27 protein-coding genes and 1 tRNA gene are annotated in these 25,805 nt (G+C 65.4%); 14 read left to right on the top strand and 14 right to left on the bottom strand.

What is annotated here, in order from left to right; all coding sequences use genetic code 11:
- Positions 1-4: 4 nt before the first annotated feature.
- Positions 5-943 carry a threonine/serine dehydratase gene (locus KHP60_RS20790; protein ID WP_213566210.1) on the bottom strand — a complete coding sequence of 313 codons (939 nt, stop codon included), beginning with the start codon at positions 941-943 and terminating at the stop codon, positions 5-7.
- Between the two features lie 3 nt (positions 944-946).
- Complete coding sequence (locus KHP60_RS20785) at positions 947-1,684, bottom strand: DUF429 domain-containing protein (protein WP_213566209.1); 738 nt, start codon at positions 1,682-1,684, stop codon at positions 947-949.
- A gap of 218 nt (positions 1,685-1,902) precedes the next feature.
- Between KHP60_RS20785 and KHP60_RS20780 the strand changes: the two genes are divergently transcribed.
- On the top strand, positions 1,903-2,784 hold the full coding sequence (locus KHP60_RS20780) for a CoA ester lyase (protein WP_213566208.1): 882 nt from the start codon (positions 1,903-1,905) through the stop codon (positions 2,782-2,784).
- A 111-nt stretch (positions 2,785-2,895) separates the two neighbouring features.
- Here the strand turns inward: KHP60_RS20780 and KHP60_RS20775 are convergent, their stop codons facing one another.
- The 4 genes from KHP60_RS20775 to KHP60_RS20760 all read right to left on the bottom strand — a co-directional run bounded on the left by KHP60_RS20775 (position 2,896) and on the right by KHP60_RS20760 (position 5,517).
- Positions 2,896-3,117: a Trm112 family protein gene (locus KHP60_RS20775; RefSeq protein ID WP_213566207.1), complete on the bottom strand. Its 222-nt coding sequence runs from the start codon at positions 3,115-3,117 to the stop codon at positions 2,896-2,898.
- An 11-nt stretch (positions 3,118-3,128) separates the two neighbouring features.
- Positions 3,129-3,800, bottom strand: a complete 672-nt coding sequence (locus KHP60_RS20770; RefSeq protein WP_213566206.1) for an LON peptidase substrate-binding domain-containing protein — start codon at positions 3,798-3,800, stop codon at positions 3,129-3,131.
- A 24-nt stretch (positions 3,801-3,824) separates the two neighbouring features.
- Complete coding sequence (gene trxA, locus KHP60_RS20765; protein ID WP_213566205.1) at positions 3,825-4,730, bottom strand: thioredoxin; 906 nt, start codon at positions 4,728-4,730, stop codon at positions 3,825-3,827.
- 259 nt (positions 4,731-4,989) lie between these two features.
- On the bottom strand, positions 4,990-5,517 hold the full coding sequence (locus tag KHP60_RS20760; RefSeq protein ID WP_213566204.1) for a prolyl-tRNA synthetase associated domain-containing protein: 528 nt from the start codon (positions 5,515-5,517) through the stop codon (positions 4,990-4,992).
- 150 nt (positions 5,518-5,667) lie between these two features.
- Between KHP60_RS20760 and KHP60_RS20755 the strand changes: the two genes are divergently transcribed.
- Together KHP60_RS20755 and KHP60_RS20750 are read left to right on the top strand one after the other, a co-directional pair.
- Positions 5,668-5,742 (top strand) — tRNA-Gly (locus KHP60_RS20755).
- Between the two features lie 152 nt (positions 5,743-5,894).
- Entirely contained in the window at positions 5,895-8,291 is a 2,397-nt protein-coding gene (locus KHP60_RS20750; protein ID WP_213566203.1) for a transketolase-like TK C-terminal-containing protein, read from the top strand.
- 14 nt (positions 8,292-8,305) lie between these two features.
- Here the strand turns inward: KHP60_RS20750 and KHP60_RS20745 are convergent, their stop codons facing one another.
- Complete coding sequence (locus KHP60_RS20745; protein WP_213566228.1) at positions 8,306-8,932, bottom strand: LysE family translocator; 627 nt, start codon at positions 8,930-8,932, stop codon at positions 8,306-8,308.
- 185 nt (positions 8,933-9,117) lie between these two features.
- Between KHP60_RS20745 and KHP60_RS20740 the strand changes: the two genes are divergently transcribed.
- Positions 9,118-10,899 (top strand): ABC transporter ATP-binding protein, encoded by a 1,782-nt coding sequence (locus KHP60_RS20740; protein WP_213566202.1) that lies wholly within the window; start codon positions 9,118-9,120, stop codon positions 10,897-10,899.
- 16 nt (positions 10,900-10,915) lie between these two features.
- Here KHP60_RS20740 and KHP60_RS20735 read toward each other — a convergent pair whose 3' ends face one another.
- Positions 10,916-11,638, bottom strand: a complete 723-nt coding sequence (locus KHP60_RS20735) for a fused DSP-PTPase phosphatase/NAD kinase-like protein (protein ID WP_213566201.1) — start codon at positions 11,636-11,638, stop codon at positions 10,916-10,918.
- Between the two features lie 308 nt (positions 11,639-11,946).
- On the opposite strand from KHP60_RS20735, the gene KHP60_RS20730 reads away from it, so the two are divergent.
- The 8 genes from KHP60_RS20730 to KHP60_RS20695 all read left to right on the top strand — a co-directional run bounded on the left by KHP60_RS20730 (position 11,947) and on the right by KHP60_RS20695 (position 19,275).
- Complete coding sequence (locus KHP60_RS20730) at positions 11,947-12,228, top strand: acyl carrier protein (RefSeq protein ID WP_009490841.1); 282 nt, start codon at positions 11,947-11,949, stop codon at positions 12,226-12,228.
- Between the two features lie 204 nt (positions 12,229-12,432).
- The gene (locus KHP60_RS20725) at positions 12,433-12,894 is read left to right on the top strand and encodes a 3-hydroxyacyl-ACP dehydratase FabZ family protein (RefSeq protein WP_213566200.1); all 462 of its coding nucleotides are present in this window, start codon (positions 12,433-12,435) and stop codon (positions 12,892-12,894) included.
- Positions 12,894-14,018 carry a beta-ketoacyl-ACP synthase gene (locus KHP60_RS20720; RefSeq protein ID WP_213566199.1) on the top strand — a complete coding sequence of 375 codons (1,125 nt, stop codon included), beginning with the start codon at positions 12,894-12,896 and terminating at the stop codon, positions 14,016-14,018. The genes KHP60_RS20725 and KHP60_RS20720 overlap by 1 nt, the downstream gene beginning before the upstream one ends.
- Before the next feature lie 10 nt (positions 14,019-14,028).
- On the top strand, positions 14,029-15,309 hold the full coding sequence (locus tag KHP60_RS20715) for a beta-ketoacyl-ACP synthase (protein ID WP_213566198.1): 1,281 nt from the start codon (positions 14,029-14,031) through the stop codon (positions 15,307-15,309).
- Positions 15,310-15,311: 2 nt separating this feature from the next.
- Positions 15,312-16,058 carry an SDR family NAD(P)-dependent oxidoreductase gene (locus KHP60_RS20710; protein ID WP_213566197.1) on the top strand — a complete coding sequence of 249 codons (747 nt, stop codon included), beginning with the start codon at positions 15,312-15,314 and terminating at the stop codon, positions 16,056-16,058.
- Positions 16,059-16,408: 350 nt separating this feature from the next.
- Positions 16,409-17,431: a zinc-binding dehydrogenase gene (locus KHP60_RS20705; protein WP_213566196.1), complete on the top strand. Its 1,023-nt coding sequence runs from the start codon at positions 16,409-16,411 to the stop codon at positions 17,429-17,431.
- 130 nt (positions 17,432-17,561) lie between these two features.
- Positions 17,562-18,509, top strand: a complete 948-nt coding sequence (locus KHP60_RS20700) for a lipid A biosynthesis lauroyl acyltransferase (protein WP_311925217.1) — start codon at positions 17,562-17,564, stop codon at positions 18,507-18,509.
- A gap of 28 nt (positions 18,510-18,537) precedes the next feature.
- Entirely contained in the window at positions 18,538-19,275 is a 738-nt protein-coding gene (locus KHP60_RS20695) for a thioredoxin family protein (RefSeq protein ID WP_249688981.1), read from the top strand.
- Here the strand turns inward: KHP60_RS20695 and KHP60_RS20690 are convergent, their stop codons facing one another.
- From KHP60_RS20690 to KHP60_RS20680, 3 genes are read right to left on the bottom strand one after another with little or no spacing between them, the layout of a single operon-like run.
- A complete protein-coding gene (locus tag KHP60_RS20690; protein ID WP_213566194.1) occupies positions 19,276-19,887 on the bottom strand; it encodes a TPM domain-containing protein in 612 nt (203 codons plus the stop codon).
- On the bottom strand, positions 19,888-20,691 hold the full coding sequence (locus tag KHP60_RS20685; RefSeq protein WP_213566226.1) for a YgcG family protein: 804 nt from the start codon (positions 20,689-20,691) through the stop codon (positions 19,888-19,890).
- A gap of 13 nt (positions 20,692-20,704) precedes the next feature.
- On the bottom strand, positions 20,705-21,304 hold the full coding sequence (locus tag KHP60_RS20680) for a LemA family protein (protein WP_213566193.1): 600 nt from the start codon (positions 21,302-21,304) through the stop codon (positions 20,705-20,707).
- Between the two features lie 146 nt (positions 21,305-21,450).
- Here KHP60_RS20680 and KHP60_RS20675 point away from each other — a divergent pair, with 146 nt between their 5' ends.
- On the top strand, positions 21,451-22,089 hold the full coding sequence (locus KHP60_RS20675) for a LysE family translocator (RefSeq protein ID WP_213566192.1): 639 nt from the start codon (positions 21,451-21,453) through the stop codon (positions 22,087-22,089).
- On the opposite strand, the gene KHP60_RS20670 is transcribed toward KHP60_RS20675, so the two are convergent.
- Positions 22,064-22,558, bottom strand: coding sequence for a hypothetical protein (locus tag KHP60_RS20670; protein WP_213566191.1), 495 nt, complete (start codon positions 22,556-22,558; stop codon positions 22,064-22,066). The genes KHP60_RS20675 and KHP60_RS20670 overlap by 26 nt on opposite strands.
- 128 nt (positions 22,559-22,686) lie before the next feature.
- Here KHP60_RS20670 and KHP60_RS20665 point away from each other — a divergent pair, with 128 nt between their 5' ends.
- Positions 22,687-23,193, top strand: a complete 507-nt coding sequence (locus KHP60_RS20665) for a hypothetical protein (RefSeq protein WP_213566190.1) — start codon at positions 22,687-22,689, stop codon at positions 23,191-23,193.
- Between the two features lie 159 nt (positions 23,194-23,352).
- On the opposite strand, the gene rlmN is transcribed toward KHP60_RS20665, so the two are convergent.
- Both rlmN and KHP60_RS20655 read right to left on the bottom strand, forming a co-directional pair.
- Positions 23,353-24,666, bottom strand: coding sequence for a 23S rRNA (adenine(2503)-C(2))-methyltransferase RlmN (rlmN, locus tag KHP60_RS20660; RefSeq protein WP_249688980.1), 1,314 nt, complete (start codon positions 24,664-24,666; stop codon positions 23,353-23,355).
- A 146-nt stretch (positions 24,667-24,812) separates the two neighbouring features.
- Positions 24,813-25,514: a hypothetical protein gene (locus KHP60_RS20655; protein WP_213566189.1), complete on the bottom strand. Its 702-nt coding sequence runs from the start codon at positions 25,512-25,514 to the stop codon at positions 24,813-24,815.
- Positions 25,515-25,805: the final 291 nt, after the last annotated feature.

Genomic DNA, 25,805 nt, shown 5'->3' with positions numbered 1-25,805 from the left:
TCCATTACGGGTGAGTTATCTCGGCGAGCTTGGAGAGTTCGACATTAGCGCCGCACAGGAGCACGCCGACCCGCTCGCCCGAACCGGGTTTATAGGCCCCCGAGACCAGCGCCGCCAGTGCCGCCGCCCCGCCGGGCTCGGAGGCGATGCGATAGTCGCGCCAGAGCAGCCTCTGAGCATCGCGGATCGCCGCGTCGGTGACGAGCGCCACGTGATCGACGGTTTCGCGGCAGATGCCATAGACCAGATCGCCCGTGTTCTTCGCACCGAGCGAATCGGCGGCGACGGAATCGACCTCCACGTCCACAGGCCGCCCGGCCTCGAGGGAGGCGTGAAGCGCCCGCGATCCTTCCGGCTCGACGCCCACCACCTTCACGCCGCCGGCCCACCAGCTCGACACGCCGCTGATGAGCCCACCGCCGCCCACCGCGACGAGGACGGTATCGAGGCCAGGGGCATCCTGCTCCCATTCGAGCGCCGCCGTGCCCTGTCCGATCACGGTGCTCTCGGCGCCGAAGGGATGGATGCGCAGGGCGCCGCTCTCGGCCACGTAGAGATCGCAGGCGGCTTGCGCATCCGCATAGCGTGCGCCGCCGATCACCACCTCGGCCCCGTGCGAGCGGATGACCGCGATCTTGGCCGGGCTCGAGATCTCCGGCACGAAGATGCGCGCCTTCACCCCCAGCTGCTTCGCCGCATAGGCCACGGCCGCACCGTGATTGCCGCCGGACGCAGCGGCAACGCCAGCCGCGGGCACTTCATTCGACAGGAGCGTGTTGAACGCGCCACGGGTCTTGAACGAACCCGCATGCTGCAGGAATTCCAGCTTCAGGCTCACCGGTCCGTCATGGAAGGCGTCTCCTAGGTTCAGGACTGGCGTACGGCGGATATGGGGGGCGATGCGGGCATGGGCCGCTTCGATATCGGCGCGGGTGATGATCATGAGCTACCTGCGGAGCGTCCAGATGGCGACCGGAAGGCCGTGAGCATCACGGCCGGGCGGGTCGGGAAAGGATTGTCCCCCACCTCTCGCGAGATCCAGCGCCACGGTCAACCCCGCAAGCGCATCGAGCAGGTCGTCGGCTGTGGCGCCCCGAGGAGGGGAAGCCTCGATGAGAGCCTCGGGGAGAAGCCCGGAGCGCCTGAGAAACTCGCGACGAAGCGCCATGCCGGGCCCGTAGGGTGTTCCCTTCACCTTCTTCGGCTGGCCGAGCGCCTGGCCTCCGTTCAATGCCCAGAAGGCGAGTTCAGGATGCACCTCGTAGACGCGCGGCACCAGGTCGGGTCGGGCGCCCAGGAGCGCATCGATCTCCCGGATCTTCGGGAAGATGGCAAAGCCCTGCCGCGACACCTTTCTCGGTGGTTCGGACGTGGCTGCGGCTATCGTGCAGGCTTCCGCGTAATCCAGTGCCTCAACGGCGCGGCGCGATGGAATCGCGAAGACGGAGGATTGCCGCTCGCCGAGCAGGGGGCGAATCAGCTGCTCCGGCAGGCGGCCCGATCCTTCGATCCGGTCGGGCAGGCCGATGGGCATGTCGACGGCGATCACCGCGGGTTGCTCCGGCGCATTGGCGACGGCCTCGAATGTCGGGACCGTCACGAGGAGGTAGGCGTCCCGATCGCCCGCCCGCATAAAAACGGCAATCCACCCTGTCCGGCAGCCGTCGACCCCTGCAACCCACATTCGCTTATGCCTCCATTGATGCCATCCTCCACGTCATGGCCGGGCTTGACCCGGCCATCCCGATAAGGATAAGCGCGGCGTTTCAATCCATCGGGATCACCGGCACGAGGCCGGTGATGCCGTGGTGGGTGTTATTCTCTGCGGCGCCCTACCGGGAATGACGCTGTTCTTCGCGTTGGACGGCTACTAGAACCGATTGGCCGCTCGAGGGAAATGCCATGACCCTGATTCGTCCGCGCCGCAGCGCGCTTTACATGCCCGGCTCCAACGCCCGGGCCATGGAGAAGGCGAAGTCGCTCGTCGCCGATGTGGTGATCTTCGACCTGGAGGATGCGGTGGCGCCCGACGCCAAGGCGCAGGCGCGCGAGCAGGTCTGCGCGGCCGTGCAGGCAGGAGGCTACGGCGAGCGGGAACTGGTGATTCGCGTCAACGGGCTCGACACGCCCTGGGGCGAGGCGGATCTTGCGGCCGCCGTCGCCGCAGCGCCGGACGCGATCCTCGTGCCGAAGGTTTCCTCCGCCGAAACGCTCGCGGCGGTGGGCCTGCGGCTGCGCAGGTTCGGTGCCGCGGAGCGCACCAGGGTTTGGGCGATGATCGAGACGCCCCTCGCGATCCTTCAGGCCAAGAGCATTGCCAGTGCGGCCCATGACGTCGACACGCGACTGACCTGCTTCGTCATGGGCACCAACGATCTTGCCAAAGACACGCGGGCGCGCCTGCTGCCGGGCCGCACGGCCATGTTGCCATGGCTGATGACGGCCCTTGCCGCCGCGCGGGCGCATGGCATCGACATTCTCGATGGGGTCTACAACGCTCTATCCGATGCGGACGGCTTTCGTGCAGAGTGCGAGCAGGGGCGCGATTGCGGCTTCGACGGCAAGACCCTGATCCATCCGGACCAGATTGCTGCTGCCAACGAGATTTTTGCCCCATCGTCGGGAGAGATCGACAATGCGCGGGCCATCGTCGCGGCCTTCGACCAGCCGGAACATGCGGGCAAGGGCGCAATCAGCCTCAACGGCCGCATGGTCGAGCGGCTGCATGCCGAGGTGGCGAAGCGGACATTGGCGCTGGCGGAGGCGATTGCGAGACGATCGTAGAGCGTGTCGTCCTGGACGAAGCGCAGTGGAGATCCCGATACGGGAAAGCGCTTCGCCTCACTCGATCGGGATCACCGGCACGAGGCCGGTGATGACGTGGTGGCAAACAGTTCAATCGGCCAATTGCCTTGCCTCTTCCGGCAGCATGATCGGGATGCCGTCGCGGATCGGGTAGGCGAGTTTGGCGCGCCGGCTGATCAGCTCCTGGCGGGCCGCATCGTATTCGAGCGTTTCCTTGGTGAGCGGGCAGACGAGAAGCTCCAGGAGCTTGGGGTCGATCCGCGTCGCTTCCACAGGCTGGGGCGTCTCGGCTTGGGGAGTGTCCGGAACCATCGTGGTCATTCCTATTGCAGGGTCGAGTCCGAGCCGGCACCGCCGCGGGCGAGCTCGATTTCGGTGAGTGCGATGAGCACCTCCGCCCGGGTCTTCAGATTAGGCGCTTCGAGCAGCGCCTGCTTCTCGCGCACGCCGAAGGGACTCATCATGCAGAGGGCATTGACGAGGGCCTCGTTGGGAGCCTCCTCGATGCCGCGCCAATCGACCTTCACATGCACAGCGTTGACGAAATCGCGCAGGGCCTTCACCACGCCGGCGCGATCCACGTCGTTCTCGCCGGAGCGTGCGATGAAGTCGGTGGCAAACGGCTCGAATGTCACCCGGCAGCGCCGGAACAGGTTGACCAGTGGCAGCTCCTCCTCGATGCGGAAGCGCGCGATGCCTATGAGAGTGATCAGATATCGCCCGTCGCCCGTCTCGGCGAGCTGCGTGATGCGGCCGGCGCAACCGACCCGGTAGAGCCTCGGCACATTCGCCAGGGGATCATTGTCCGCGTCCGGCTGCACCATGCCGATGATGCGGTCGGCTTTCAGAGCCTCATCGACCATCGCGAGGTAACGCGGCTCGAAGATGTTGAGCGGCATCTGCCCGCGGGGCAGGAGGAGGGCGCCAGGGAGCGGGAAGACGGGGATGACCGACGGGCAATCCTCTGGCCCTCGGTATACCGCGTTCATTCCCATTCCGATCTCCCAAACCGTTGGGCGTCAAGAGAACAGGAGCGAGGAAAGCCTCCGCCGCCCTGCCAGCGTCATCGCATCCGTCGGGCCCCAGGCCTCGAAGAACTGGACGAGCTGCTTGCGCGCGCCGTCATCGTTCCAATTGCGGTCGCGACGGACGATTTCAAGGAGGTGGTTGACAGCTTCTTCGCGCCGTCCGCGGGCGTTCAGGCCCACCGCCAGATCGAATCGGGCCTGATGGTCCGCGGGGTCGGCCTCGACCCTGCGCTGCAGATCCGTCAAGTCGCCGAGAGAGCCTGCCTGCTCGGCAAGTTCGATCGCCGCCCGCGCCCCGGCGAGGGCCGGATCGTTGGCTTTGGCTTCGGGGGCCATGGCGAGGAAGCGCTTGGCGCCTTCCAGATCGCTGACCTCCACATGAAGCTTCACGAGCGCTGCCAGGGCCGCGACGTTCTCCGGGTCCTGGGCGAGGATGGCGGAATAGAGTTCGGCCGCGCCGCCGATATCGCCCTCCGTCATCAGGCGGTCGGCTTCGGCCAGGATCTCCTCGGCAGCGCTGGGGCCGAGCGGGCCGACCAGGCGCTCGATGAAGCTCTTGATCTGGCTTTCGGGCAGGGCGCCCATGAAACCGTCCACCGGCTGGCCGCGCTGGAACGCGAAGACGGCCGGGATCGACTGAACGCCGAGCTGGCCTGCGATCTGCGGATGCTCGTCAATGTTCATTTTCACGAGCTTTACCTTGCCGCCGGCGGCACGCACGGCCTTTTCCAGGATCGGGGTGAGCTGCTTGCAGGGACCGCACCAGGGAGCCCAGAAATCGACCAGCACGGGCTGCTGCATGGATTCGGCGAGCACGTCCTGGCGGAAAGTCGCCGTGGTGGTGTCCTTCACGAGATCGTCGGAGGAGGTTCCGGGGACAGGGGTATCGGACAGCATGCGATCCTNATTCGGCGAGCACGTCCTGGCGGAAAGTCGCCGTGGTGGTGTCCTTCACGAGATCGTCGGAGGAGGTTCCGGGGACAGGGGTATCGGACAGCATGCGATCCTCGAAAAGTGAGAGTCGTGAGAAGGACGTCTTAGCGCATCGTGCAGAAAAGCAGGACCGGTTTTCTGCACGATGCGCCACTTGGAAATGAGCATCAAATAGATCCCAGAAGTGAACGCCGCCTCTGGGTCCGATGCTCTAAATGGGAGCTTAACCGTTGTCTGGCAATTCCACCGGCGGCTCCGGCAGGCGCAGGATGAGCGGATCGTGTCCTGTGGCCCGCAGGAACGTTACCAGATCCTCCCGCGAAACACCGGTGGTCATGGAATTGACCAGGGGGTGAAAGTTCACCCGCTCATGATCCATGAGATTGGCGTCGAGCACCATCGTGACCTTGCCTTCCGTATCGTTCACCACGGCGAACGCGGTGACCGAGCCGGGCTCGACCCCGAGCAGGGCGCGCAGCTGCTCGGCGGAGCCGAAGGAGAGGCGGCCGGAGGCGCCGATGGCCTCATGCGTGCGCTTGAGATCGATGGGGGTGTCGTGCTTGGCGGAAATCAGGAAGAAGCGGCCTTTCTTGTCCTTCACGAACAGGTTCTTGGAATGGGCGCCCGGAACCTGCTCCTTGACGGATTTCGATTCGGCTACCGTGAAGACGGGCTCGTGCTCCACCGTCTCGGCCGTGATGCCGAGCGAGGACAGGCGATCCAGGAGTTCCTGCGGGGACAGATGGGCCAAGCTTGCAACCTCCGTATGCAACCGGCTTCTAGCGACCGGAGGAAGCAGGCTCAAGGGTTTGCCGGAAAAGTTCTGCAGGACCCACTTGCAATGCGCGCCGTTTTGGGGCACATCAACGGCCTCGCAACGATGCCTCGCGCATCGCGGAGCGCGGGTGTAGCTCAGGGGTAGAGCACAACCTTGCCAAGGTTGGGGTCGAGGGTTCGAATCCCTTCGCCCGCTCCAATTCTCTCACGATCGAGAGATTACGAAGGCCCGCCGCATGGCGGGCTTTTCGCTTTTCAGGCCCCTCCCAAAAGCCAATCCGATGCCGCCGGCTTGGGTCTCGCCTCCCTGTGGCTTCGAGCGTATATCTCGGCAGAACCGGGAGACAACACATGGCGGACGCGCGGCACCTGAGCATCTTGAAGGAACTCGAGCGCAAGGTGCTCTGGCTCTCCACCTGGACCATCCACAACGCCAATCACCTGCGCGCAAACGAGGATGGGATGAAGATCGGCGGCCATCAGGCCTCTTCGGCTTCCCTCTCCACGATTCTGACCGCGCTCTACTTCTCGGTGCTGCGGCCGGAGGACCGGGTGGCGGTGAAGCCCCATGCGAGTCCGATCTACCACGCCATCCAATACCTCTTCGGCCGCCAGACCCGCGAGAAGCTGGAGAATTTCCGCGGCTACAAGGGAGCGCAATCCTATCCGTCCCGCACCAAGGACATCGACGATGTGGATTTCTCCACCGGCTCGGTGGGCCTCGGGGTCGCACAGACGCTCTTTGCGAGCCTCGTGCAGGATTACGTGAAGGCCCACGGCTGGGCGAAAGACCTGCCCGAGGGCCGCATGATCTCGCTCGTGGGCGATGCGGAGATGGACGAGGGGAACATCTTCGAGGCGCTGCTCGAGGGCTGGAAGCACGGCATCCGCAACACCTGGTGGATCATCGACTACAACCGCCAGAGCCTCGATGCGGTGATCCGCGAGGGATTGTGGGAGCGCTTCGAGGCCCTGTTCCGCAATTTCGGCTGGGACGTGGTGATCCTCAAGCACGGCTCCCTGATGCAGGAGGCGTTCAAGGAGCCCGGCGGTGGCAAGCTGCGGGACTGGATCGATTCCTGCCCGAATCAGCTCTACTCGGCCCTGACCTTCCAGGGTGGGGCCGCCTGGCGCAAGCGCCTCCTCGATGATCTCGGCGATCAGGGCCCGGTGACACGGCTCATCGAGAAGCGTACGGACGAGGAGCTGGCGCAGCTCATGTCCAATCTCGGCGGGCACGACCTGCCGAGCCTGCTCGACGCCTTCGAGAAGGCCCGCCGCCATGACCGGCCGGTCTGCTTCCTCGCCTATACGATCAAGGGCTTCGGCCTGCCGCTCGCAGGCCACAAGGACAACCATTCCGGCATGCTGACGCCGACCCAGATGGAGGCTTGGCGTGCGACCCAAGGAGTCCGCCCGGGTCGTGAATGGGACAAATTCGAAGGTGTGACGTTGCCGCAGGCCGAGATCGAACGCTTCCTGCGCGGGGTCCCGTTCATCCAGAAGGGAACCCGGCGCTACAACGCGCCGCAGGTGCCGGTCCCCGAGAAGCTCGCCTTCCCGGCCAATCCCGCCATGTCGACCCAGCAGGGGTTCGGCTTCATCCTCAACGAACTCGCCCGTTCCGACCAAGCGCTCGCCGCGCGCGTGGTTACCACGGCGCCGGACGTGACGGTCTCGACCAATCTCGGCGCCTGGGTGAACCGGCGTGGATTGTTCGCCCGCGAGAGCTTGGTCGACACCTTCAAGAAGGAACGGATTCCCTCCACCTACAATTGGGAATTCTCGCCGAAAGGCCAGCATATCGAGCTCGGCATTGCCGAGATGAACCTCTTCATCGTGTTGTCGGCGCTCGGCCTCTCGCACTCGCTCTTCGGGGAGCGGATCCTGCCCATCGGCACCCTCTACGATCCGTTCATCTACCGCGGCGCCGATGCGCTGAACTATGCCTGCTATCAGGATGCCCGCTTCATGATCGTCGCCACGCCCTCGGGCGTGACGCTGGCGCCCGAGGGGGGAGCGCATCAATCCATCGGCACGCCCCTCGTCGGCATGGCGCAGGATGGGCTCGCCTCCTTCGAGCCCGCTTTCGTCGACGAGCTTGCCGTCATCATGCGCTGGGCCTTCGACTACATGCAGCGCGACGGCGAGGGCGAGGCGGACGAGAAGACCTGGCTGCGGGACGAGACCGGCGGCTCGGTCTACCTACGCCTATCGACCCGCAGCCTCGAACAGCCGCAGCGCGAGATGGCGCCCGATCTCGCTTCCGAAATCCTGGCCGGCGCCTATTGGCTGCGAAAACCCGGTCCCAATGCCCAGGTGGTCGTCGCCTATACGGGCGCCGTCGCGCCGGAGGCTATCGAAGCCGTGGGACTCATGGCTGAGGACCGGCGCGACATCGGCCTGCTCGCCATCACCTCGGCCGACCGGCTCAATGCCGGGTGGACGGCGGCGCAGCGCGCCCGCGAGCGCGGGCTCGTCCATGCAAGGTCCCATGTGGAGCGCCTGCTCGCCGACGTGCCGCCCCATTGCGGGCTGATCACGGTGATCGACGGCCATCCCGCGACGCTGGCCTGGATGGGCTCCGTCATGGGCCACCGCACGCGCTCCCTGGGCGTCGAGCATTTCGGCCAGACAGGGACGATCAAGGATCTCTACCGTCACTTCGGCATCGACGCGCAGGGCATCATCGCTGCCGCCGGGATGATCGCGCCCGGCCGCCCGATCCGGCACCTCAGGGCCGTGTGAAACGTGGCGGGGCCTTAAGTCTGCCCCGCCCGCAAAGCTACCGTCGCAACTCCGGCACCGATCAGAAGGCTGCCACCGGCCCGGTTGACCACGCGCATCGTCCGCGGGCTCTGGACGACGCGGCGCGCCCGTGACGCGATGAGGGCATAGGTGATGACGTTGGCGAAGGCGAGGATCAGGAAGGTTGCCGCGAACACGCCCACCTGAGGCAGAAGAACGAGCTTCGGATCGATGAACTGGGGCAGGAAGGCGATGAAGAAGGTCAGGCCCTTCGGGTTGAGCGCCGTGACGAGCCAGGCATGGCCCAGCATCTTCAGGGAAGACGCCGCATCCGTGCGCGGCCTGGCGTCGAGGGCTCCACCGGCCCGCCAGAGCTTGATGCCGAGCCAGACCAGATAGGCGGCGCCCGCCCACTTGAGGATCGTGAACAGCGTGGCCGAGGCGGCGAGCAGGGCTCCGAGACCCAGCAGCGATAATGACATGGCGGTGAAATCGCCCAGCGCGACCCCGATTGCCATCGGCAGGGCGGTCCGCCAGCCCTGTCCGAGGGCGTAGGACACGACCAGCAGAATGGTCGGTCCCGGAATGACGAGCAGAACGGCCGAGGCGGCGGTGAAGGCGAGCCAGGTCTCGAGGGTCATGACAACTTCCGATGCGACGATCCGGTCATGCAGCCATGGATTCAGGTCCGTGTCGAGGGGAAGCGCGCCGCCCGAAAGCGGCGAACGGGCGCTCATGTGGAATTCCAGCCCTGCGCAGGATTTGCCGCCGAGGGGCTTTGCATGCTAACCGCGAGCCCTCCGGCACGAAAAACCTTAGACAGAGCATGGCCCGCAAAAGCCTCCTTCGGGGCGACACCCTTCCCTTGATCAGCCGCCTGTGGCGCGACTGGATGCGTCCGCATGCGAGGACGCTCGCCCTGGTGCTCCTGCTCGTGATCCTGGTGTCGGGTGCGACTGGGCTCTACCCGGTACTGATCAAGGCGGCCTTCGATGCCTTCGATGCCAAGGACGCGCAGGCCATCATGCTGGCGCCGCTCTTCGTGATCGCGGTCACCTCCGTGAAGGGCTTTTCGCTCTTGGCCCTGACGGTCCTCACCAACAAGGTGGTGACCCGGATCGAGGCCGACATGCAGACCGCGCTCTACGGCCACCTGATCGAGGCCGATCTCGCCCAGATCGGACGCGAGAGCCCGGCCGCCCTGACCCAGCGCTTCACCACGGATTTCGCCTTCATCCGGGAGGCGCTCACCAGACTCTCGACGGTGTTCCTGCGCGAGATCACGACCATCATCGCCCTGATCGCCGCGATGCTCTGGATCGACCCGGTCCTGACCCTGGTGGCGGCTATCATCGCACCCTTCTTCGCCTATCCCGTGAACCAGATCGGCCGCAAGCTGCGCCGGGTCGCCGTCTCGACCCAGGAGCAGACGGGCCTGATGGCAAGCCTCATCACCGAGAGCCTGGCCGGAACCCGCATTGCCAAGACCTATGGGCTCGAGCGCTATCTCAAGGCGAAGGCCGCCAAGACCTTCGACGATGTACGCGATCTCAAGATGAAGGCCGCCAATGCCCGCGGGCGGATGGATCCGATCCTCGAGACCGGCGGCGGCCTCGCGGTCGCGATCGTGCTCATGCTGATCGGCCGCAGGATTCTGTCCGGCAACAGCACGGTCGGCGACTTCACCGGCTTCGTCAGCGCCCTTGTCATGGCGGCGCAGCCGATTCGCGCGCTCGGAAACCTGAACGCCATCGTGCAGGAGGCAGCATCGGCCCTCCACCGCACCTTCACCATCATGGACGAGGCGCCCCGGATCCAGGACAAGCCCGGAGCCAAGCCGCTCGCACTCGAAGGCGGCGAAATCGAATTCTCGGATCTCACCTTCTCCTACGACGGCGAGGCCGTGGCGCTCGACCGCGTCAATCTGGTGGCCAAGGCCGGCCAGACCACGGCTCTGGTGGGCCGCTCCGGTTCCGGCAAGTCCACCCTCCTGTCCCTTGTGCCTCGCCTCTACGATGTCAATCAGGGCTCCGTCCTGATCGACGGGCAGGACGTGCGGGACGTGACCCTGGCCAGCCTGCGCCGCGCCGTTGCCGTTGTGAGCCAGGACGTGATCCTCTTCGACGACACCATCCGGGCCAACATCGCCTTCGGGCGCTCTGGCGCGTCCGAGGAAGACATCGTTGCGGCCGCCAAGGCGGCAGCGGCCCATGACTTCATCATGAAGCAGCCGGAAGGCTACGACACGGTGGTCGGCCCCGGTGGCGGACGCCTGTCGGGCGGCGAGCGTCAGCGCATTTCCCTTGCCCGCGCCTTCCTGAAGAATGCCCCGATCCTGCTGCTCGATGAGGCCACTAGCGCCCTCGATTCCGAATCGGAGCGTCTGGTGCAGGACGCCATTCGTCGCCTCATGAAGGACCGCACCACCCTGGTCATCGCGCACCGGCTCTCGACCGTGCGCAATGCGGAGAAGATCGTGGTGATGGAAAACGGGAGCATTGCCGAGACGGGATCGCACGAGGCCCTGATTGCGAAGAGGGGCACTTACGCCCGCCTGCACCGCCTGCAGCTCTCCGACGACGGGGAGCACAACCTGGTGGCGTTATAGTCCTTGGAGGCCGGCCTTACTCGCGCCGTATGATCCTGTCGACGAGGAGGCTCGACCAGAAGCTCGGGCGGAAGTTCCGCTCCAGGGCCTCGGCGTCGTACCGCGTCTCGATCCAGGTGAGGAACGGAATGCCCTTGGCCTCGCCCTCTCGCCGGTAAAGATCGAAGAATTCGTCGAGGATGCCTGTCTTCGAAAAGCGGAAATGGCCGAAACGCACGGAGAGCTGGCGCTGGGCCTCGTCGATGGACTTGCCCTCGTAGACCACGAGGTAGAGGGCCGCCACGAAGCCCGCCCGGTCCGCGCCCGACTTGCAGTGCAGGACGGCCGGGTACTCGATCTTGTCGAAGAATTCTTTGGCGGAAAGCAGCGTTTCCCGGTCCGGCGCCCCTCGCGAGCGGACGATGAACTCCTCCAGATGGATGCCGAGCCGCTCGCAGGTCTCCTTCTGAAGCTGCCACGAACCGTGCTCGCGGCCGCCGCGCAGGTTGATGATTGTGCGCACGCCCTCGGCTTTGAGGACGGCAATCTGGTGCGGAGCGGGCTGGGCCGAGCGCCACAGGCGGTCGGTCACCCGGTGCTTGTTCAGGTAGAAGAGGCGGAAGACCCCATGATCGACGAGCAGCATGTTCGCCCAGGCGCGCAGGCGGCCGGACAGCCCCTCCACGGGCCTGTCCCAGCGCGCGATGCGGGCCATGCGGCGGGCATAGCGGATTTCAGGCTTGAGAAACCTGTTGAACACGTCGATCCAAGCAATCTGTCTAAATGTAAGATAATTCGGTTTGCGACCGAAGGTGGCCCTTATCGGCGATAGGAGCCGATTAATCAATCGCTTGCCTTTTAAGTAGTTGCCGCAGGTGAAATTCCGACGCTTGGGCCGAAACGGGTCCCCGGAGATGCAACCAATCGGTTGCCGCCCTGCGGCCGGTCGTGTAAGGGGTGCGTTTCGAAACAACCCTCCTCGACGAAAAGAGCGGCTGGACACCGGGCCTTGAGAGCTTGCCGGCGCTGGATCGTTGAGATCAACAAGCAGTTCAGGAGAGCGGCGTCATGTCGTCCACCTTCGAGACCGTCGCCGGCATCATTTCAGAGACCGCCGATATCCCGCGCGAGCAGATCACGCCCGAGAGCCATGCCATCGAGGATCTCGGCATCGACTCCCTGGCCTTCCTCGATATCGCATTTGCGATCGACAAGGCCTTCGGGATCAAGCTGCCTCTGGAGCAGTGGACGCAGGAAGTGAACGAGGGCAAGGCTCCTGCCGAGGAGTACTTCGTCCTGAAGAACCTCGTGGCGCGCATCGACGCCCTCGTGGCCGCCAAGCAGGCCTAATATCATAAGAACTCCATCCTGGCGGGTAGGCTCCGTAGGCCTTTCGATATGCCAGCCCGGATGGCAGGCGCGACGCAGCCCTCCTTCCCTTGTGGGGAGGAGTTGGAGGTGGGGGTGTAAGCGCCACGCTTGTCCGGTTCAGCGCTGGCACCCCCACCCCTAGCCCCTCCCCACAAGGGAAGGGGGAACAGGTTCCGCAAAAAAATGCGCCTCGAATATTTTGAAATGATCGACCTGGTGACGAACCTCGACCGCGAGACCAAGCGGATCGAGGTATCCTCCACCGTGCCGATGGAAAGCCCGGTTTTCGAAGGGCATTTCCCCGGCCATCCCCTCGTCCCTGGCGTTCTTCTGACCGAAACCATGGCCCAAGCCTCCGGCTATCTCATGCTTGGCCTCATGGGCTTTTCCCACATGCCGTTCCTGATGGGCGTCGACAAGGCGCGCTTTCGCACGTTCGTCGGACCGGGTACGGTGCTCACCGTCACGGCGCAGCTGGAGCACGAGGGCTCGGGCTACGCGGTGACCAAGGCCAGGATCATGGCCGAGGGCAAGCCGATCTGCGACGCGGAGCTGCGCTTCCGGATCATGCCCTTCCCCGAAGGCATGGACGGCCTGATGCGCGCGCAAGCCAGGCGCATCGGCCTCCTGGAGGAGGCTGTTTGATGCGGGATGTCGTCGTTACGGGGATCGGGCTGGTCTCCAGCGCCGGGGAGGGCCTGGAGGCGCATCTGACGGCGCTTCTGGGCGGCGGCGCTCCGAACACGGATGCCACGACCTTCGAGCCGTTCCCGGTCCATCCGGTCGCGGCCCTGGAATGGGACCGGCAGATCCCGAAGAAATCGGACCAGCGCCAGATGGAGGCGTGGCAGAAGCTCGGCTGCTATGCCTCAGGTCTCGCCCTCGACGCGGCGGGTGCGAAGGAGGACGCCGCCCTGAAGAGCCGCATGCAGCTCATCGTCTCCGCCGGCGGCGGCGAGCGGGACTACGCGGTCGACGGGCAGATCCTCACCGGCTTGGCGAAGGCCGGGAACCCGGGCGTCTTCCTCAACGAGCGCCTGATGGGCGACCTGCGCCCGACCCTGTTTCTCGCGCAGCTCTCGAACCTCCTGGCAGGCAACATTTCCATCGTTCACGGCGTGACGGGAGCTTCACGCACCTTCATGGGTGAGGAATCGAGCGGCGTCGATGCGATCCGCATCGCCCGCGAGCGGATCGCATCGGGGCAGGATGACATCTTCCTCGTCGGCGGAGCCTACAATGCCGAGCGGGCCGACGTGCTCCTGATCTACGAGATGGGCGGCTTCCTCTGGAAGAAGCCGTACCGCCCGGTCCGGGAACGCCCAGCCGACGGCGGTGGCATGATCCTCGGATCCGGTGCCTGCTTCATGGTGCTCGAATCCCGAGAGCATGCGGCATCACGCGGCGCAAAGCCGCTCGCCGCCATCGCGGGCATTGCCTCCGACCGCTCCCGCCGCAGGGCGGGCAGCATCGAGGGGGCGCTCCACGCTCTGTCGAAGCGGCTCGGAGCCAAGCCCGACGTGGTGATCTCCGGTGCCACCGGCATCAAGGGCATCACGGACGAGGAGCAGGCGGCGCTCAAGGACATCGCGCCGGGTGCGGCGGTTCACGCCACCGGCGATCTCGTCGGCCATATGATGGAAGCCCAGGCCCCCACCGGCGTGGCGCTGGCCGCCGGTCTGATCGCACAAGGAAAAGCAGGCGAGGCGTTCGTCACCTCCGTCGGTCACTGGCGCGGCGAAGGCGCCATCCGGCTCACCAAGGCTTGAGGAGAAGGCTATGGCGCTTCGCGATAAACAGGGTCGCCCGCTCGTCGCCGTCACCGGCATGGGCACGGTCACATCCCTGGGCCAGGGCAAGGACGACACCTGGGCCGCACTCACGGCCGGCAAATCCGGCATCCACCGTATCAACCGCTTCCCCACGGAAGGCCTGCGCACCACCATTGCCGGCACCATCGACACGGTCGATGTGGAGCCCTTCTGCGCTCCCATGCTTTCCGAGCGCCTCGCCATGCTGGCGGCGGAGGAAGCCGTCGGCCAGTCGGGCCTCGCCCAAGAGGATTTTCCCGGGGCACTCTTCATCGCCGTGCCTCCAGTCGAGATGGAATGGCCGCAGCGCCAAGCGCTGGCCAAGGCGTCTGGTCAGGAGGGGGACGTCACGTACAAGGACCTCCTGAAGGCGGCGGCTTCCGGCGAGTTCAAGCCCTGGCACGACCTCTTCATCTTCGGCACCGTTGCCGACCGGGTGGCCAATCGTTTCGGCACCAGGGGTTCGCCGATCTCGCTTTCGACCGCCTGCTCGTCCGGCGCCACCGCGATCCAGCTCGGCGTCGAAGCCATCCGTCGGGGCGAGACGGATGCGGCGCTCTGCATCGGCACCGATGGCTCGGTCAATCCGGAATCGCTCATCCGCTTCTCGCTGCTCTCGGCGCTTTCGACCCAGAATGAGAACCCGGAAGGCGCCTCGAAGCCCTTCTCCAAGAACCGCGACGGCTTTGTCATGGGCGAGGGCGGCGCGGCCCTCGTGCTCGAGAACGCGGAAAGCGCCAGGGCGCGCGGCGCCAAGATCCTCGGTTATGTGCTCGGCTGCGGCGAGAAGGGCGACGGGTTCCATCGTACCCGCTCCTCGCCTGACGGCATGCCCGCCATCACAGCGATCCGCCAGGCGCTCGAGGATGCGGGCGTTGTCCCTGAGGACATCGACTATATCAACGCCCACGGCACCTCGACGCCGGAGAACGACAAGATGGAGGCCATGAGCTGCACCGCTGTGTTCGGCGAGCGCATAGCCAATCTTCCGATCTCCTCGAACAAGTCGATGATCGGCCACACTCTCACGGCCGCCGGTGCGGTCGAGGCAGTGATGTCGTTGCTCACTCTCGCCACCGGCCGCATCCCGCCGACAATCAACTATCAGGTACCGGATCCTGCGATCCCGCTCGACGTGGTTCCGAACGTCGCCCGCGATGCGAAAGTGGACTACGTGCTTTCGAATTCCTTCGGTTTCGGCGGCCAGAACACCTGCCTCGTCTTCGGGGCCGAGCCGAAAGGGGCTTAGATATGAGCCGGGTTCTGGTGACGGGCGGGGCTAAGGGTGTGGGCGCCGCCATCGTGCGGGCGCTGGTTGCGGCTGGCCACGATGTCGATTTCACCTACCGCTCCTCCGGCGATGCCGCGAAGGCGCTGGCCGAGGAGCTGATGCAGGCGAACCCTGGCCGCACCATTGCGGCGCATGAAGTCGATCTTGCCGACAAGGCGGCCCTGGAAGCCTTCTGCGAGACCATGGAGGGCGAGAACTTCTTCGGCCTCGTGCACAATGCGGGCCAGCCCTACGACGCGCTCGCCGCCATGATGCAGCAGGACAAGGCCGAAGCCGCCATGCAGGTGAACTTCTGGTCGCTTACCCGGATCGCCAAGGCGCTCATGCGCGGCATGATCCGCGCCAAGGCCGGTCGCATCGTCACCATCGGGTCCGTCGCGGCGCTCCAGGGCAATCCCGGCAATGCGGCCTATGCGGCCTCCAAGGGCGCGCTGATCTCCTACTGCCGCACGCTCAGCGTCGAGACCGCCAAGCGCGGTGTCACCGTCAACGTGATCGCGCCGGGCTTCATCGACACGGACATGATGGCCCCTTATGCGGCCTACCGTGAAAACATGGAGAAGCAGATCCCGGCCGGGCGCTTCGCCAAGCCGGAGGAGATCGCGGGCCTCGCCGCATTTCTCCTGAGCGAGCCTGCCGCCTACATCACCGGCGCAGTGCTCCCCATCGACGGCGGCCTGACTTCGATGCTGGGTGTGCATCGGTAGTCTCCCCTGTCGACCTCGGCGCTGATGCTTTGCGAGAGAATGATACCTCTCACGTCATCACCGGCCCTGTGCCGGTGATCCCGATGGATTGAAACGCCGCGCTTTTCCTATCGGGATGGCCGGGTCAAGCCCGGCCATGACCTGGAGGGTGTCGTCCCGGCGGCCGAAAGGCCAAGAGGGGATCCACTGACAAGCGCTGCGGACGATGATGGAGCGTCTTTCCCGCTCCGGCCGGGAAATGACACAAAACTTGTCATCCGCCCCTCAGCCCTTTAAGCCGCCGGAAAAGAATTTCTCTGTGAACGCTGCACTTTGAGACGCAGGCGGTCACACGACCAGGATTGGTTTTCATGCGCTCCCTTCAGCTCTTCGGCGACCGTGACCTTCGCATCACCGAAATGGAACCTCCCCCGGTACCGGCTCCCGGTGAAGTGCAGGTGCGGGTGAAGGCGCTGGCCCTCAATTTCCTTGATGTCTGGGGCTTTCGCGGCATGGCCTTTGCCAAGCGCAAGATGCCTCAGGCCGTGGGCGTCGAAGCCTCGGGCGAGATCGCCGCGGTGGGCGAGGGCGTAACCCGGTTCAAGGCGGGCGATCCGGTGACCATGTACGGGGCCGAGACCTGCGGCCACTGCAAGGCCTGCCGAAAGGGTTGGGACAATCTGTGCGAGAACGTCGCCGGCATCATGGGCTTCCATATCGATGGCTTCGCTCGTGAGCTCATCAACCGGCCCGAGCGGCTGGTCATTCCGGTGCCGCAGGGCGTCTCCTTCGAGCAGGCGGCCTGCGCGCCGATCGGCTTCGGCACCGTGCAGCACATGCTCTTCGACAACGCCAAGCTGGAGCTGGGCGAGTCGATCCTCGTCCATGCGGGCGGCTCGGGCATCGGCACGGCGGCGATCAAGATGGCCAAGGCCATCGGCTGCACGGTCTACACGACAGTGGGCGATGACGAGAAGGGCGAGAAGGCGAAGGCGCTCGGCGCCGATTACGTCGTCAACTACCGCACCGAGCGCTTCGAGGGCGAGGTGCGGCGCCTGACGAAGCGCAAGGGCGTCGACGTGGTGTTCGAGCATGTGGGCGCCGAGACCTGGAACGGCTCGCTGCTCTGCCTCAAGCGCGGCGGGCGCCTCGTGACCTGCGGCTCGACGAGCGGAGTCTCCACGACCATGAACCTGATGCAGCTGTTCCAGCAGCAGTACCGGATCTTCGGATCCTTCGGCTGCCGGATCGAGAACATCGCGCAGTCGTTGGAGAAGATGGCGCAAGGCATGACGCCGGTCATCGACGCGGTTTTCCCCCTCGATGAGTTCCGACAGGGGCTGGAGCGGCTGGAAGGCCGAAAGGTCTTCGGCAAGGTCGTCGTGACTTTCTGACCCGGCCTCTGGTACAAACGGCCGCGCAGCTACAGATCTTGACGAAACGGGCTCCCCGCGAAAAAGACGCGGGGCCTTTTCTTTTTAACACCGGCCCTGTGCCGGCTCATCGTGCCAGGATTTCACCGACGTGCAGCAGCCCCACCGTTCCCGGAATCTCGCCTCGCGTCTCATTGGAACGGTCATGGTCGGCGTCGTGCGCGGCGTCTTTGCTCTGTCGCGGGCTCTAGGGCCCGAGCGCTCAGGCGCGGTCGGGGCGGCCCTCGCCCGCTGGATCGGCCCTTTCCTGAAGCCTCACAGGACTGCTCTCGCCAATATCCGTGCCGCCTATCCGGAGAAACCGGACGCCGAGGTGAAGGCGATCGCGCTTGCCGCCTGGGACAATCTCGGCCGCACGGGCGGCGAATATCCCCATCTCGGCCGCCTGTTCGATTTCGATCCGGACAGCACGATACCCGGCCGCACGGAGGTCGACGGCATCGATCACTTCCTCAGCCTGAGGGACGATGGCAAGCCCGGGCTCATCTTCTCCGCCCATCTGGCCAATTGGGAGCTGCCCGCCATCTGCGCCGCACGCTTCGGGCTCGACACCACGGCGGTGTTCCGCGCGCCCAACGATCCGGCCATCGCCCGCGTCCTGCATGAGATCCGCAGCGAGACCATGGGCAATCTGGAGGCGGCCCGCCAGGGTGCGGCTTTCGCCATGCAGGGGGCGCTTGAGAAGGGCGGCCACCTCGGCATGCTCATCGACCAGCATTTCACCCGAGGCGTGATCGTGAACTTCATGGGCCGCCCGGCCCTGGTGAATCCGATCCTCGGCAAGTTCGCCCGCCGGTTCGATTGCCCGGTTCACGGCGTGCGGGTGATCCGTCTGCCCAACCACCGCTTCCGCCTGCAGCTCACCCCGCCACTCGACCTGCCCCGCGATCCCGACGGGCAGATCAACGTGCAGGGCGCCATGCAGGCCATGACCTCCGTCGTAGAGGAATGGGTAAGGGAATATCCTGAGCAATGGCTGTGGATGCACCGCCGCTGGCGGGTTCCGGCCACCGTTCAAGGTAACGTGAGTTTCCCTTGAGGTCGATTTCGTGTTCCATGGCGGCACCATGGCGTCCCGTTTGATACTGACTTTGGCGGCCCTCGGTCTGGCCGCCCTCCTTCAGCCTGCTCTGGCGGATCCCCCGCGTGCGGTCGTCGAGCTGTTCACCAGCCAGGGCTGCTCCTCCTGCCCGCCGGCGGATGAACTCCTGGTCGAGTATTCCCGCCAGCCGGACATCATCGCCCTGTCCATGCCCGTGAATTATTGGGATTATCTCGGCTGGAAGGACACACTCGCCCACGTGGCCTTCACCGAGCGCCAGAAGGCCTACGCTCATTCCCGCAAGGACCGGCAGGTCTTCACGCCGCAGATGATCGTCAACGGCAAGAAATCCTGCATCGGCTCCGACCGGGACCAGATCGAGAAGGCCATCCAATATACCTCGAAGGGCCGCAAGACCCTGCCGGTGAACGTGACCGTGGGTGAGCAGAACGGCACGGTGACGATTGCCGTCGAGGAGACCCCGGACACTGCGCAGCGTTCGGCTGAATTGTGGGTGCTGCCCGTCCTGAAGACGCAGACGGTGCCGATTGAGCGCGGCGAAAACCGCGGCAAGACGATCACCTATGCCAATGTGGTGCGCGGCCTGACGCGCGTCGGCGAATGGCTCGGCGGCTCGGCCCGCTTCGAGGTGCCACTCGAAACCGCACGCAGCGGCGGGGACGCCTATGTGGTGCTGCTGCAGAGCACCGATGCGTCCCGGCCCGGCATCATCCTGGGCGCCGCGAAAGGTCCCGGCCTATAGTCACATCAGAATGATGACCTTGTTGGGCAGCTCGTCCACGTCATCGAGGCGGGGAGGGGCCTGCTCCGCCAGGATCGCGCCGGTGCGACGGATAGCCTCGACCAATCCTTCCGTCATGCGCCCGTCTCCGATCGCAGCGGTCAGTTCCGCAACGACGTCGGCCCATAATCCCGCATCCAGCCGGTCCATTATGCCCGTGTCGGCCAGGATTTCGGCATGGTGCTCGGCGAGCGCCAGGTAGATCAGCACGCCGGTCTTCTCCCGCGTGCGGGTAAGCCCCCGGCGCAGGAACTCGCGCGAGGCGGCCTCGTGGGCCTGGGCGCGCTTGATCGAGCGCGGCACGAGGGCATAGCGCAGCTTCGGCCAGGAGAGAACGAGGCTCAAGGTCAGCGCCACCACGAGCTGGATCAGGAAGATCCGCGATGTGCTGATCGATGTCAGCCAGATCAGCGGCCACGGCGTGACCAGAGCCGCGAGAAGCGCCCAGAGCAGCGGGATGGCGCGGTAATGGCCCGCCTGCTCGGCGATCACGAGCACGACCTCGCCGGAGGTATTGTCCTCCACGTCGCTGATCACATGGGCGAGCCGCATCTGATCGTCGTTTGAAATCATCTACCAGCTCCCCGAAGCGCCGCCGCCGCCCGACGAGCCGCCTCCTCCCGAGAAGCCGCCCCCACCGGACCATCCACCCCCGCCACCGGACCAGCCCCCTCCACCGGACCATCCGCCGGGAGTGACGATCCACGGGCCGCGGCGGCCCCGCCTGACCCCGCGCCCCCGGGCCGATCCCATCAGGCGCGAGATCAGGAAGAACAGGATCAGGAGAATGACGAAGGCGATGATGGGATCGATGCTCGTGGAGCTGTCCTCGCGCACTTCGGCCCGGCGATGCCATTCCTCGGCGTCGCCGGTGAGGATCGACAGCATGGCATCGACGCCTGCATCGATGCCGCCGGCGAAATTGCCTTTCTGGAACTGGGGCGCGATGGCCGTGGTGATGATGACCTTGGAGAGCGCATCCGTCAGCGCACCTTCCAGCCCGTAGCCCACCTCGATGCGCACCTTCCGCTCCTGCGGCGCGACGAGGAGCAGTGCGCCGTTGTCCTTGCCCTTCTGGCCGAGCTGCCAGTGCCGGAAGAGACGGTTGGCATAATCCTCGATCTCGTAGCCCTCGAGGGAGCGCAATGTCGCGACCACCACCTGATCGGTGGTTTTGTCCTCGTGGGCCTTCAATTTCGCTTCGAGGGCCGCCCGCTCCTCGGGTTTCAGGAGATTCGCCGTATCGACGACGCGGGCCGTGAGCTGCGGAAAGGTCTGGGCGAGGGCGGGGCCGAACCCAAGGAAGACCATGGCGACGAGCGCCACGATGACCCTCTGCCAAACCGAGAAGCGCAGGGAGGAAGCGCCGCCCTTCATCGGACGAAGCACGTCAGAACTTCACCTCCGGCGGGCGATCGGAGCCGGCCGTGGCGGTGAATGTCTCCATGGGCTTGGCGTCGGGATAGACGATGGAGGCGATCCAGCGGCCGGGGATGGTGCGCAGCTCCGTGTTGTAGGCCTGCACCGTCGCAATGTAATCGCGCCGCGCCACCGCGATGCGGTTCTCCGTCCCTTCGAGCTGGGATTGCAGGGCCAGGAAGTTGGCGTTCGATTTCAGCTCCGGATAGCGCTCGACGGTGGCCAGCAGCCGGCCCAGCGCGCCGGAGAGCTGATTCTGCGCCTCCTGGAACTGCCTGAACTTCTCAGGGTCCGTGACGGTGGAGGCATCGACCTGGACCTGCGTCGCCTTTGCCCGAGCTTCCGTCACCTGGGTCAGCACCTCGCGCTCCTGCTGGGCGAAGCCCTTCACGGTCTCGACGAGGTTGGGGATCAGGTCGGCCCGGCGCTGGTACTGGTTCTGCACCTCGCTCCAGGCGGCCTTGGCCTGTTCCTGCAGGGTCGGGACGTTGTTGATGCCGCAGGCGGACAGGCCGAATGCCAGGATCATGCCGGCCAGCGCCACGTGCATCCTCGAAAGCAAAGCCTTCATCTTGGTCCTTCCCGCGATTCGGTTTTTCGAACCTTTGCTGGGATCAACACATGGAGCAGGGGTGGCGTTTCAACAAGCCGCTTTTCAGTGGCCGTACACATGGGATTGAGGCATGATCCCGCCGGGATACAGACCGGATCCTCCTCATGACCTTCCTGCCCGACGTCAGCACCCTGCTCACCTATACTCTGGCCGCGATCCTGCTCTTCATCACCCCGGGCCCCGACATGAGCCTGTTCCTGGCGAAGACCATGGCAGGCGGACGCAAGGCCGGCATGGCCTCGATGCTGGGTGCGATGACCGGATGCGGCGTGCATACCCTGCTTGCGGCGCTTGGTCTCTCGGCCCTGCTGGCCGCTTCCGTTACGGCATTTACGGTGCTGAAAATCGTCGGTGCACTCTATCTGTTGTGGATGGCCTTCGATGCCGTGCGCAACGGCTCGGCGCTGCATGTGAAAGAAGAGGGACGGGCGGAGATCCCGTTCTGGAAGACCTTCTTCATGGGAGTAGGCATCAACCTCACGAACCCGAAGGTGGTTCTGTTCTTCGTGACCTTCCTGCCGCAATTCGTCGACACGGCCGATCCGCATGCGGCCGACAAGCTCGTATTTCTGGGATTGTACTTCATCGCGCTCACCGCGCCCATGGGCGCGCTCATGATCCTGGGCGCCGACAAGGTAATCGCACTCCTGCGCGGGCACCCGAAATTCATGCGCGGAATCGACTATTCCTTCGCCGGCCTGTTTTCGGTCTTCGCGATCAAGATCCTGACAACGGCGCGGTAGGATTGGGCCGCCTGGGCTCGCGCCCTCCGATGATCGCCCAATAGACGAGGCCGGCAACCGCACCGGTGAGTCCGAGCACAACACTGACATGCAGTTCCGCCGGCGAGGCGATCCGCGCAGATCCGCGCAGGATGAAGGGCACGGCCGCCGTGAGGATGCCCGTGGCGAGCGCGTGCCAGAGGAGGCTGCGCATACCCAGCACCTCGCTGATGATCGCGATCATCAGCGGCGGGAAGACGAGCAGGGTGAAGACGATCCGGCCGACGGCCAGGAACGCGTCCTCCACGATGGGCCCGGGATCCTCCGCGGCAAATACCGCGTCCACCAGCGACCACAAGCCGACGAAGAGCGTGTCCCCCGTCAGCACCGCCATGACCGGATCGACGATGGTGGCGATGAGGAAAAAGGTGCCGCTCGCGCCGATGGCGATGAGGAGCGCGAAGGGGATCAGGAGAAGCCAGCGGATCATGTCCGCGCATAGTGGCAAAGTTCGCATCGCCCCGCCAGAGGCCTCCTCGGAACGGTTCGGTTTCCTTCGCCGAGCGATGCGCTACTTAAGGAACCGGGCGGCGGGCATCCATGCAGGAGGAGGACGCGATGGCGACGTCGAAGCTGGACGAGCGGCGGCTCATGACAGACGAGGAATATACCCTCGTCGAGCAGACCCATTATCCCGTTCTGGGCAAGCTGGACGACGCTGCACTGAAGGACCTGACCCAGCGCCTGCGGGAGCGGCGCGACCGGGCCCGGGACATCGCCCATCGCCAGCGCCGCGACGTCCGCGGCAAGGGCCGGCAGGCCACGACTTTCGAGAAGCAGGACGCCGGAAACCGTCAGAAGGCGGGAATCCTGGGCGAGGCCCTGACCCGGATCAACAGCGAGCGCATGCACCGGAAAGCGGATGAGTTCCGGGCGAACGCCCGCCGGGCATTCGCCCTGCGACAGGGCGCGGAGGCGCCGGCGCACCCCAATTCCGGGCGGACGGCCCGGAAAGGCATGCGCAAGAACCCGAGCACCCGGCGCGAGCGGATCGTCAATCCCATGGACGCCGGGCGCGTCTCGCAGGCGGGCAAACGCGCGCAGGCGGTGCGGGACAACGCATAGGGAATGCTCCGCTTCCTCCTCCGTCATCACCGGCCTTGTGCCGGTGATCCCGATGAATTGAAGCGTCACGTTTTTCCGATTGGGATGGCCGGGACAAGCCCGGCCATGACGAGGAGAGGGATGACTCTCTTCTGAGCGAAGGCGTGGAACGTCGGAGCGCTACTCTCCGTCCCTCAGGGCATAGATGCCTTCGGCCCCGATGACCTGCTCGGCCATCATGCGGGCGCGGGCGCGCAGCTTTTCGGTCTCGCTCTTGAGCTGGCCGCAGGCGGCGAGGATGTCACGGCCGCGGGGGGTGCGCACCGGCGAGGCATAGCCCGCGCGGTAGACGATCTCGGAGAAGCGCTCGATCCGCTCCCAGTCCGAGCACTCGTATTTCGAGCCGGGCCAGGGATTGAACGGGATCAGGTTGATCTTCGCGGGGATGCCCTTCAAGAGGCGCACGAGTTCGCGGGCATCCGCATCCGAGTCGTTGACGCCCTTGAGCATCACGTATTCGAACGTGATGCGGCGGGCGTTCGACAGGCCCGGATACGCGCGGCAGGCATCGAGCAGCTGCTTGATGTCGTATTTGCGGTTGATCGGCACCAGTTCGTCGCGCAGCTCGTCACGCACCGCATGGAGCGAGATCGCCAGCATGGTGTTGGCTTGGCTGCCTAAGCGCTCCATCTGCGGCACGACGCCGGAGGTCGAGACGGTGATGCGCCGGCGCGACAAGGTCAGGCCCTCGCCGTCCGACATGACGTCGATGGCCGCGACCACGTCACCGATGTTGTAGAGCGGCTCGCCCATGCCCATGAACACGATGTTGGACACGAAACGTCCACCGTCGGTGGGCACGAAGGCGCCTTCCGGCGGGGTGGCGTCGGGCCAGTCGCCGATGGAATCGCGGGCGACGATGAGCTGCGCCACGATCTCGGCCGACGTCAGGTTGCGCACGAGGCGCTGGGTGCCCGTGTGACAGAAGGAGCAGGTGAGCGTGCAGCCGACTTGGCTCGACACGCACAGCGTGCCGCGGTCGACCTCCGGAATGTACACGCACTCGATCTCCGCGCCCTTGTCGAGCGGGCCGGTGGAGGGCATGCGGATGAGCCACTTGCGGGTGCCGTCCTTCGAGACCTGCTCCGAGACCACCTGCGGGCGGGCGAGCGTATAAGCGGCCGCCAGCTTGGCGCGCAGCTCCTTGCCCACATTGGTCATCTCGGCAAAGTCTTTCGCCCCGCGGAAATAGATCCAATGCCAGAGCTGGGCGACGCGCATCTTGAGCTCGCGCTCGGCCACGCCGATGGCGGCAAGCGAATCTTTGAGCTGGTCGCGGGTGAGGCCGACGAGCGACGCGCCGCCGGGGGCGGCCCCCGCCGCCACGTTCAGCTCCGCCGTCTTTTCGATGAACCCGGCCGCACGCGCAGCATCGCTGACGGTTACGGGCGCCGCATTGGGGTTACGCTTGGCGATGTCGAGCACCGTCGCCATGGGAAATTCAGCCTCGTTGTTGGGAATGAACGGGTCTTATAACACGATTGCGTCGGAAACGTGAGCCTCACAACGCAAAATTCCGGGCTTAAGGCCCGGAACATGCATATTGAGATTCGTCTTTTCAACCGCTCGGGATGCTTCTTTTAGGACGCACATTCCTTGCGGGCGTGCTCCAGGGCTTTGCTGAATCCGTTGAGGGAATAGCGGTCCGTCAGGCTCGAGCCGCGGGCCGATTGCATCTTGACGGTCACGTTTCCGCTTCGGGCCATGGTGGCGATGGCCTGGCCCTCCTCGGCGGGGTTCTTGAGCCAGGCATTCGTCGCCTTGGTGATCAGCGCGTAGGACGCATTGCCGACGGCAGCCTCGGCCGGGCCGTTCTCCTTGGCGCTGAAGCCGAGCACCAGGGCGACCTCGTTCTTCACGTTCTCCGCCGGGCGGAACGACACGAAGAGATAGGCCGGATCCCGGTTCACGTTCTTCGGCAACCGGTCCTTGGGCTGGCTCAGGGCATAGCAGATCTTGGAGCGGCCGGTCTGGGCCGTATAGACGCCCCAATCGCCATAGGATGTGAGGAGCGAGGCGCCGCCCGGGCCCGTCGCCGCCTGAGCCGGCCTGGCGGCAGCTGCCGCCCCGGCCGCGGCTCCTGCGGCTGCAGGCTTGGCCGCATTGGTCTTGGCCGCCGGAGCAGGCTTGGGCTTTGCCGCCGGCGCCGGTTTGGCGGCAGCCGGACGCGTCGATTGCTGCCCACGCTGGGACTGGGCCAGGGCTGCAGGACCAGTTCCGATGACGAATATGGCGGAAAGGATGCCCGCGGCGATGCCGCGCTGGAGAGATGCAGTAATCATGGGGCGGGACCATACAGGCGGATGGTTAAGAACTCTTCACCATCTCCGTTAAGGCCCGAGTCCGGGATTGGCGATGCGTCGAAACGTGGCGGTGGCGACCAGCACTCTAGAGCAACGGCAGTTCTGACGGAGTCCTTGGGGCTATGCGGCGCGGCGGCTTCGTGATTCACTTGTCTCAGCCCTCTTTCTGGGAGGAGATGAGCGATGACCAAGTCCTACTCGCTGGATCTGCGCCGCCGAGTGGCGCGCTTTGTCGAGGCGGGGCATTCCTGTCACGCGGCCGCCCGCCAC

Source organism: Microvirga sp. 3-52, assembly GCF_018383585.1.
Classification (GTDB): Bacteria; Pseudomonadota; Alphaproteobacteria; order Rhizobiales; family Beijerinckiaceae; genus Microvirga.
Note: the sequence above shows the minus strand (reverse complement) of the source record. Positions and strands in the feature narration are given on the sequence as shown.

Bases quoted from the DNA above. Each gene is read 5' to 3' on its own strand.
- rlmN (WP_249688980.1), bottom strand. From the start codon at position 24,666: ATGGCGACGGTGCTCGACATCGCCAAGCGTAACCCCAATGCGGCGCCC.
- KHP60_RS20775 (WP_213566207.1), bottom strand. From the start codon at position 3,117: ATGGTTCCGGACACTCCCCAAGCCGAGACGCCCCAGCCTGTGGAAGCG.
- KHP60_RS20770 (WP_213566206.1), bottom strand. From the start codon at position 3,800: ATGGGAATGAACGCGGTATACCGAGGGCCAGAGGATTGCCCGTCGGTC.
- KHP60_RS20680 (WP_213566193.1), bottom strand. From the start codon at position 21,304: ATGAAGGCTTTGCTTTCGAGGATGCACGTGGCGCTGGCCGGCATGATC.
- KHP60_RS20670 (WP_213566191.1), bottom strand. From the start codon at position 22,558: ATGATCCGCTGGCTTCTCCTGATCCCCTTCGCGCTCCTCATCGCCATC.
- KHP60_RS20685 (WP_213566226.1), bottom strand. From the start codon at position 20,691: ATGAAGGGCGGCGCTTCCTCCCTGCGCTTCTCGGTTTGGCAGAGGGTC.
- KHP60_RS20725 (WP_213566200.1), top strand. From the start codon at position 12,433: ATGCGCCTCGAATATTTTGAAATGATCGACCTGGTGACGAACCTCGAC.
- KHP60_RS20750 (WP_213566203.1), top strand. From the start codon at position 5,895: ATGGCGGACGCGCGGCACCTGAGCATCTTGAAGGAACTCGAGCGCAAG.
- KHP60_RS20740 (WP_213566202.1), top strand. From the start codon at position 9,118: ATGGCCCGCAAAAGCCTCCTTCGGGGCGACACCCTTCCCTTGATCAGC.
- KHP60_RS20790 (WP_213566210.1), bottom strand. From the start codon at position 943: ATGATCATCACCCGCGCCGATATCGAAGCGGCCCATGCCCGCATCGCC.
- KHP60_RS20690 (WP_213566194.1), bottom strand. From the start codon at position 19,887: ATGATTTCAAACGACGATCAGATGCGGCTCGCCCATGTGATCAGCGAC.
- KHP60_RS20785 (WP_213566209.1), bottom strand. From the start codon at position 1,684: ATGTGGGTTGCAGGGGTCGACGGCTGCCGGACAGGGTGGATTGCCGTT.
- KHP60_RS20705 (WP_213566196.1), top strand. From the start codon at position 16,409: ATGCGCTCCCTTCAGCTCTTCGGCGACCGTGACCTTCGCATCACCGAA.
- KHP60_RS20675 (WP_213566192.1), top strand. From the start codon at position 21,451: ATGACCTTCCTGCCCGACGTCAGCACCCTGCTCACCTATACTCTGGCC.
- trxA (WP_213566205.1), bottom strand. From the start codon at position 4,730: ATGCTGTCCGATACCCCTGTCCCCGGAACCTCCTCCGACGATCTCGTG.
- KHP60_RS20655 (WP_213566189.1), bottom strand. From the start codon at position 25,514: ATGATTACTGCATCTCTCCAGCGCGGCATCGCCGCGGGCATCCTTTCC.
- KHP60_RS20720 (WP_213566199.1), top strand. From the start codon at position 12,894: ATGCGGGATGTCGTCGTTACGGGGATCGGGCTGGTCTCCAGCGCCGGG.
- KHP60_RS20695 (WP_249688981.1), top strand. From the start codon at position 18,538: ATGGCGTCCCGTTTGATACTGACTTTGGCGGCCCTCGGTCTGGCCGCC.
- KHP60_RS20710 (WP_213566197.1), top strand. From the start codon at position 15,312: ATGAGCCGGGTTCTGGTGACGGGCGGGGCTAAGGGTGTGGGCGCCGCC.
- KHP60_RS20730 (WP_009490841.1), top strand. From the start codon at position 11,947: ATGTCGTCCACCTTCGAGACCGTCGCCGGCATCATTTCAGAGACCGCC.
- KHP60_RS20745 (WP_213566228.1), bottom strand. From the start codon at position 8,932: ATGACCCTCGAGACCTGGCTCGCCTTCACCGCCGCCTCGGCCGTTCTG.
- KHP60_RS20780 (WP_213566208.1), top strand. From the start codon at position 1,903: ATGACCCTGATTCGTCCGCGCCGCAGCGCGCTTTACATGCCCGGCTCC.
- KHP60_RS20715 (WP_213566198.1), top strand. From the start codon at position 14,029: ATGGCGCTTCGCGATAAACAGGGTCGCCCGCTCGTCGCCGTCACCGGC.
- KHP60_RS20665 (WP_213566190.1), top strand. From the start codon at position 22,687: ATGGCGACGTCGAAGCTGGACGAGCGGCGGCTCATGACAGACGAGGAA.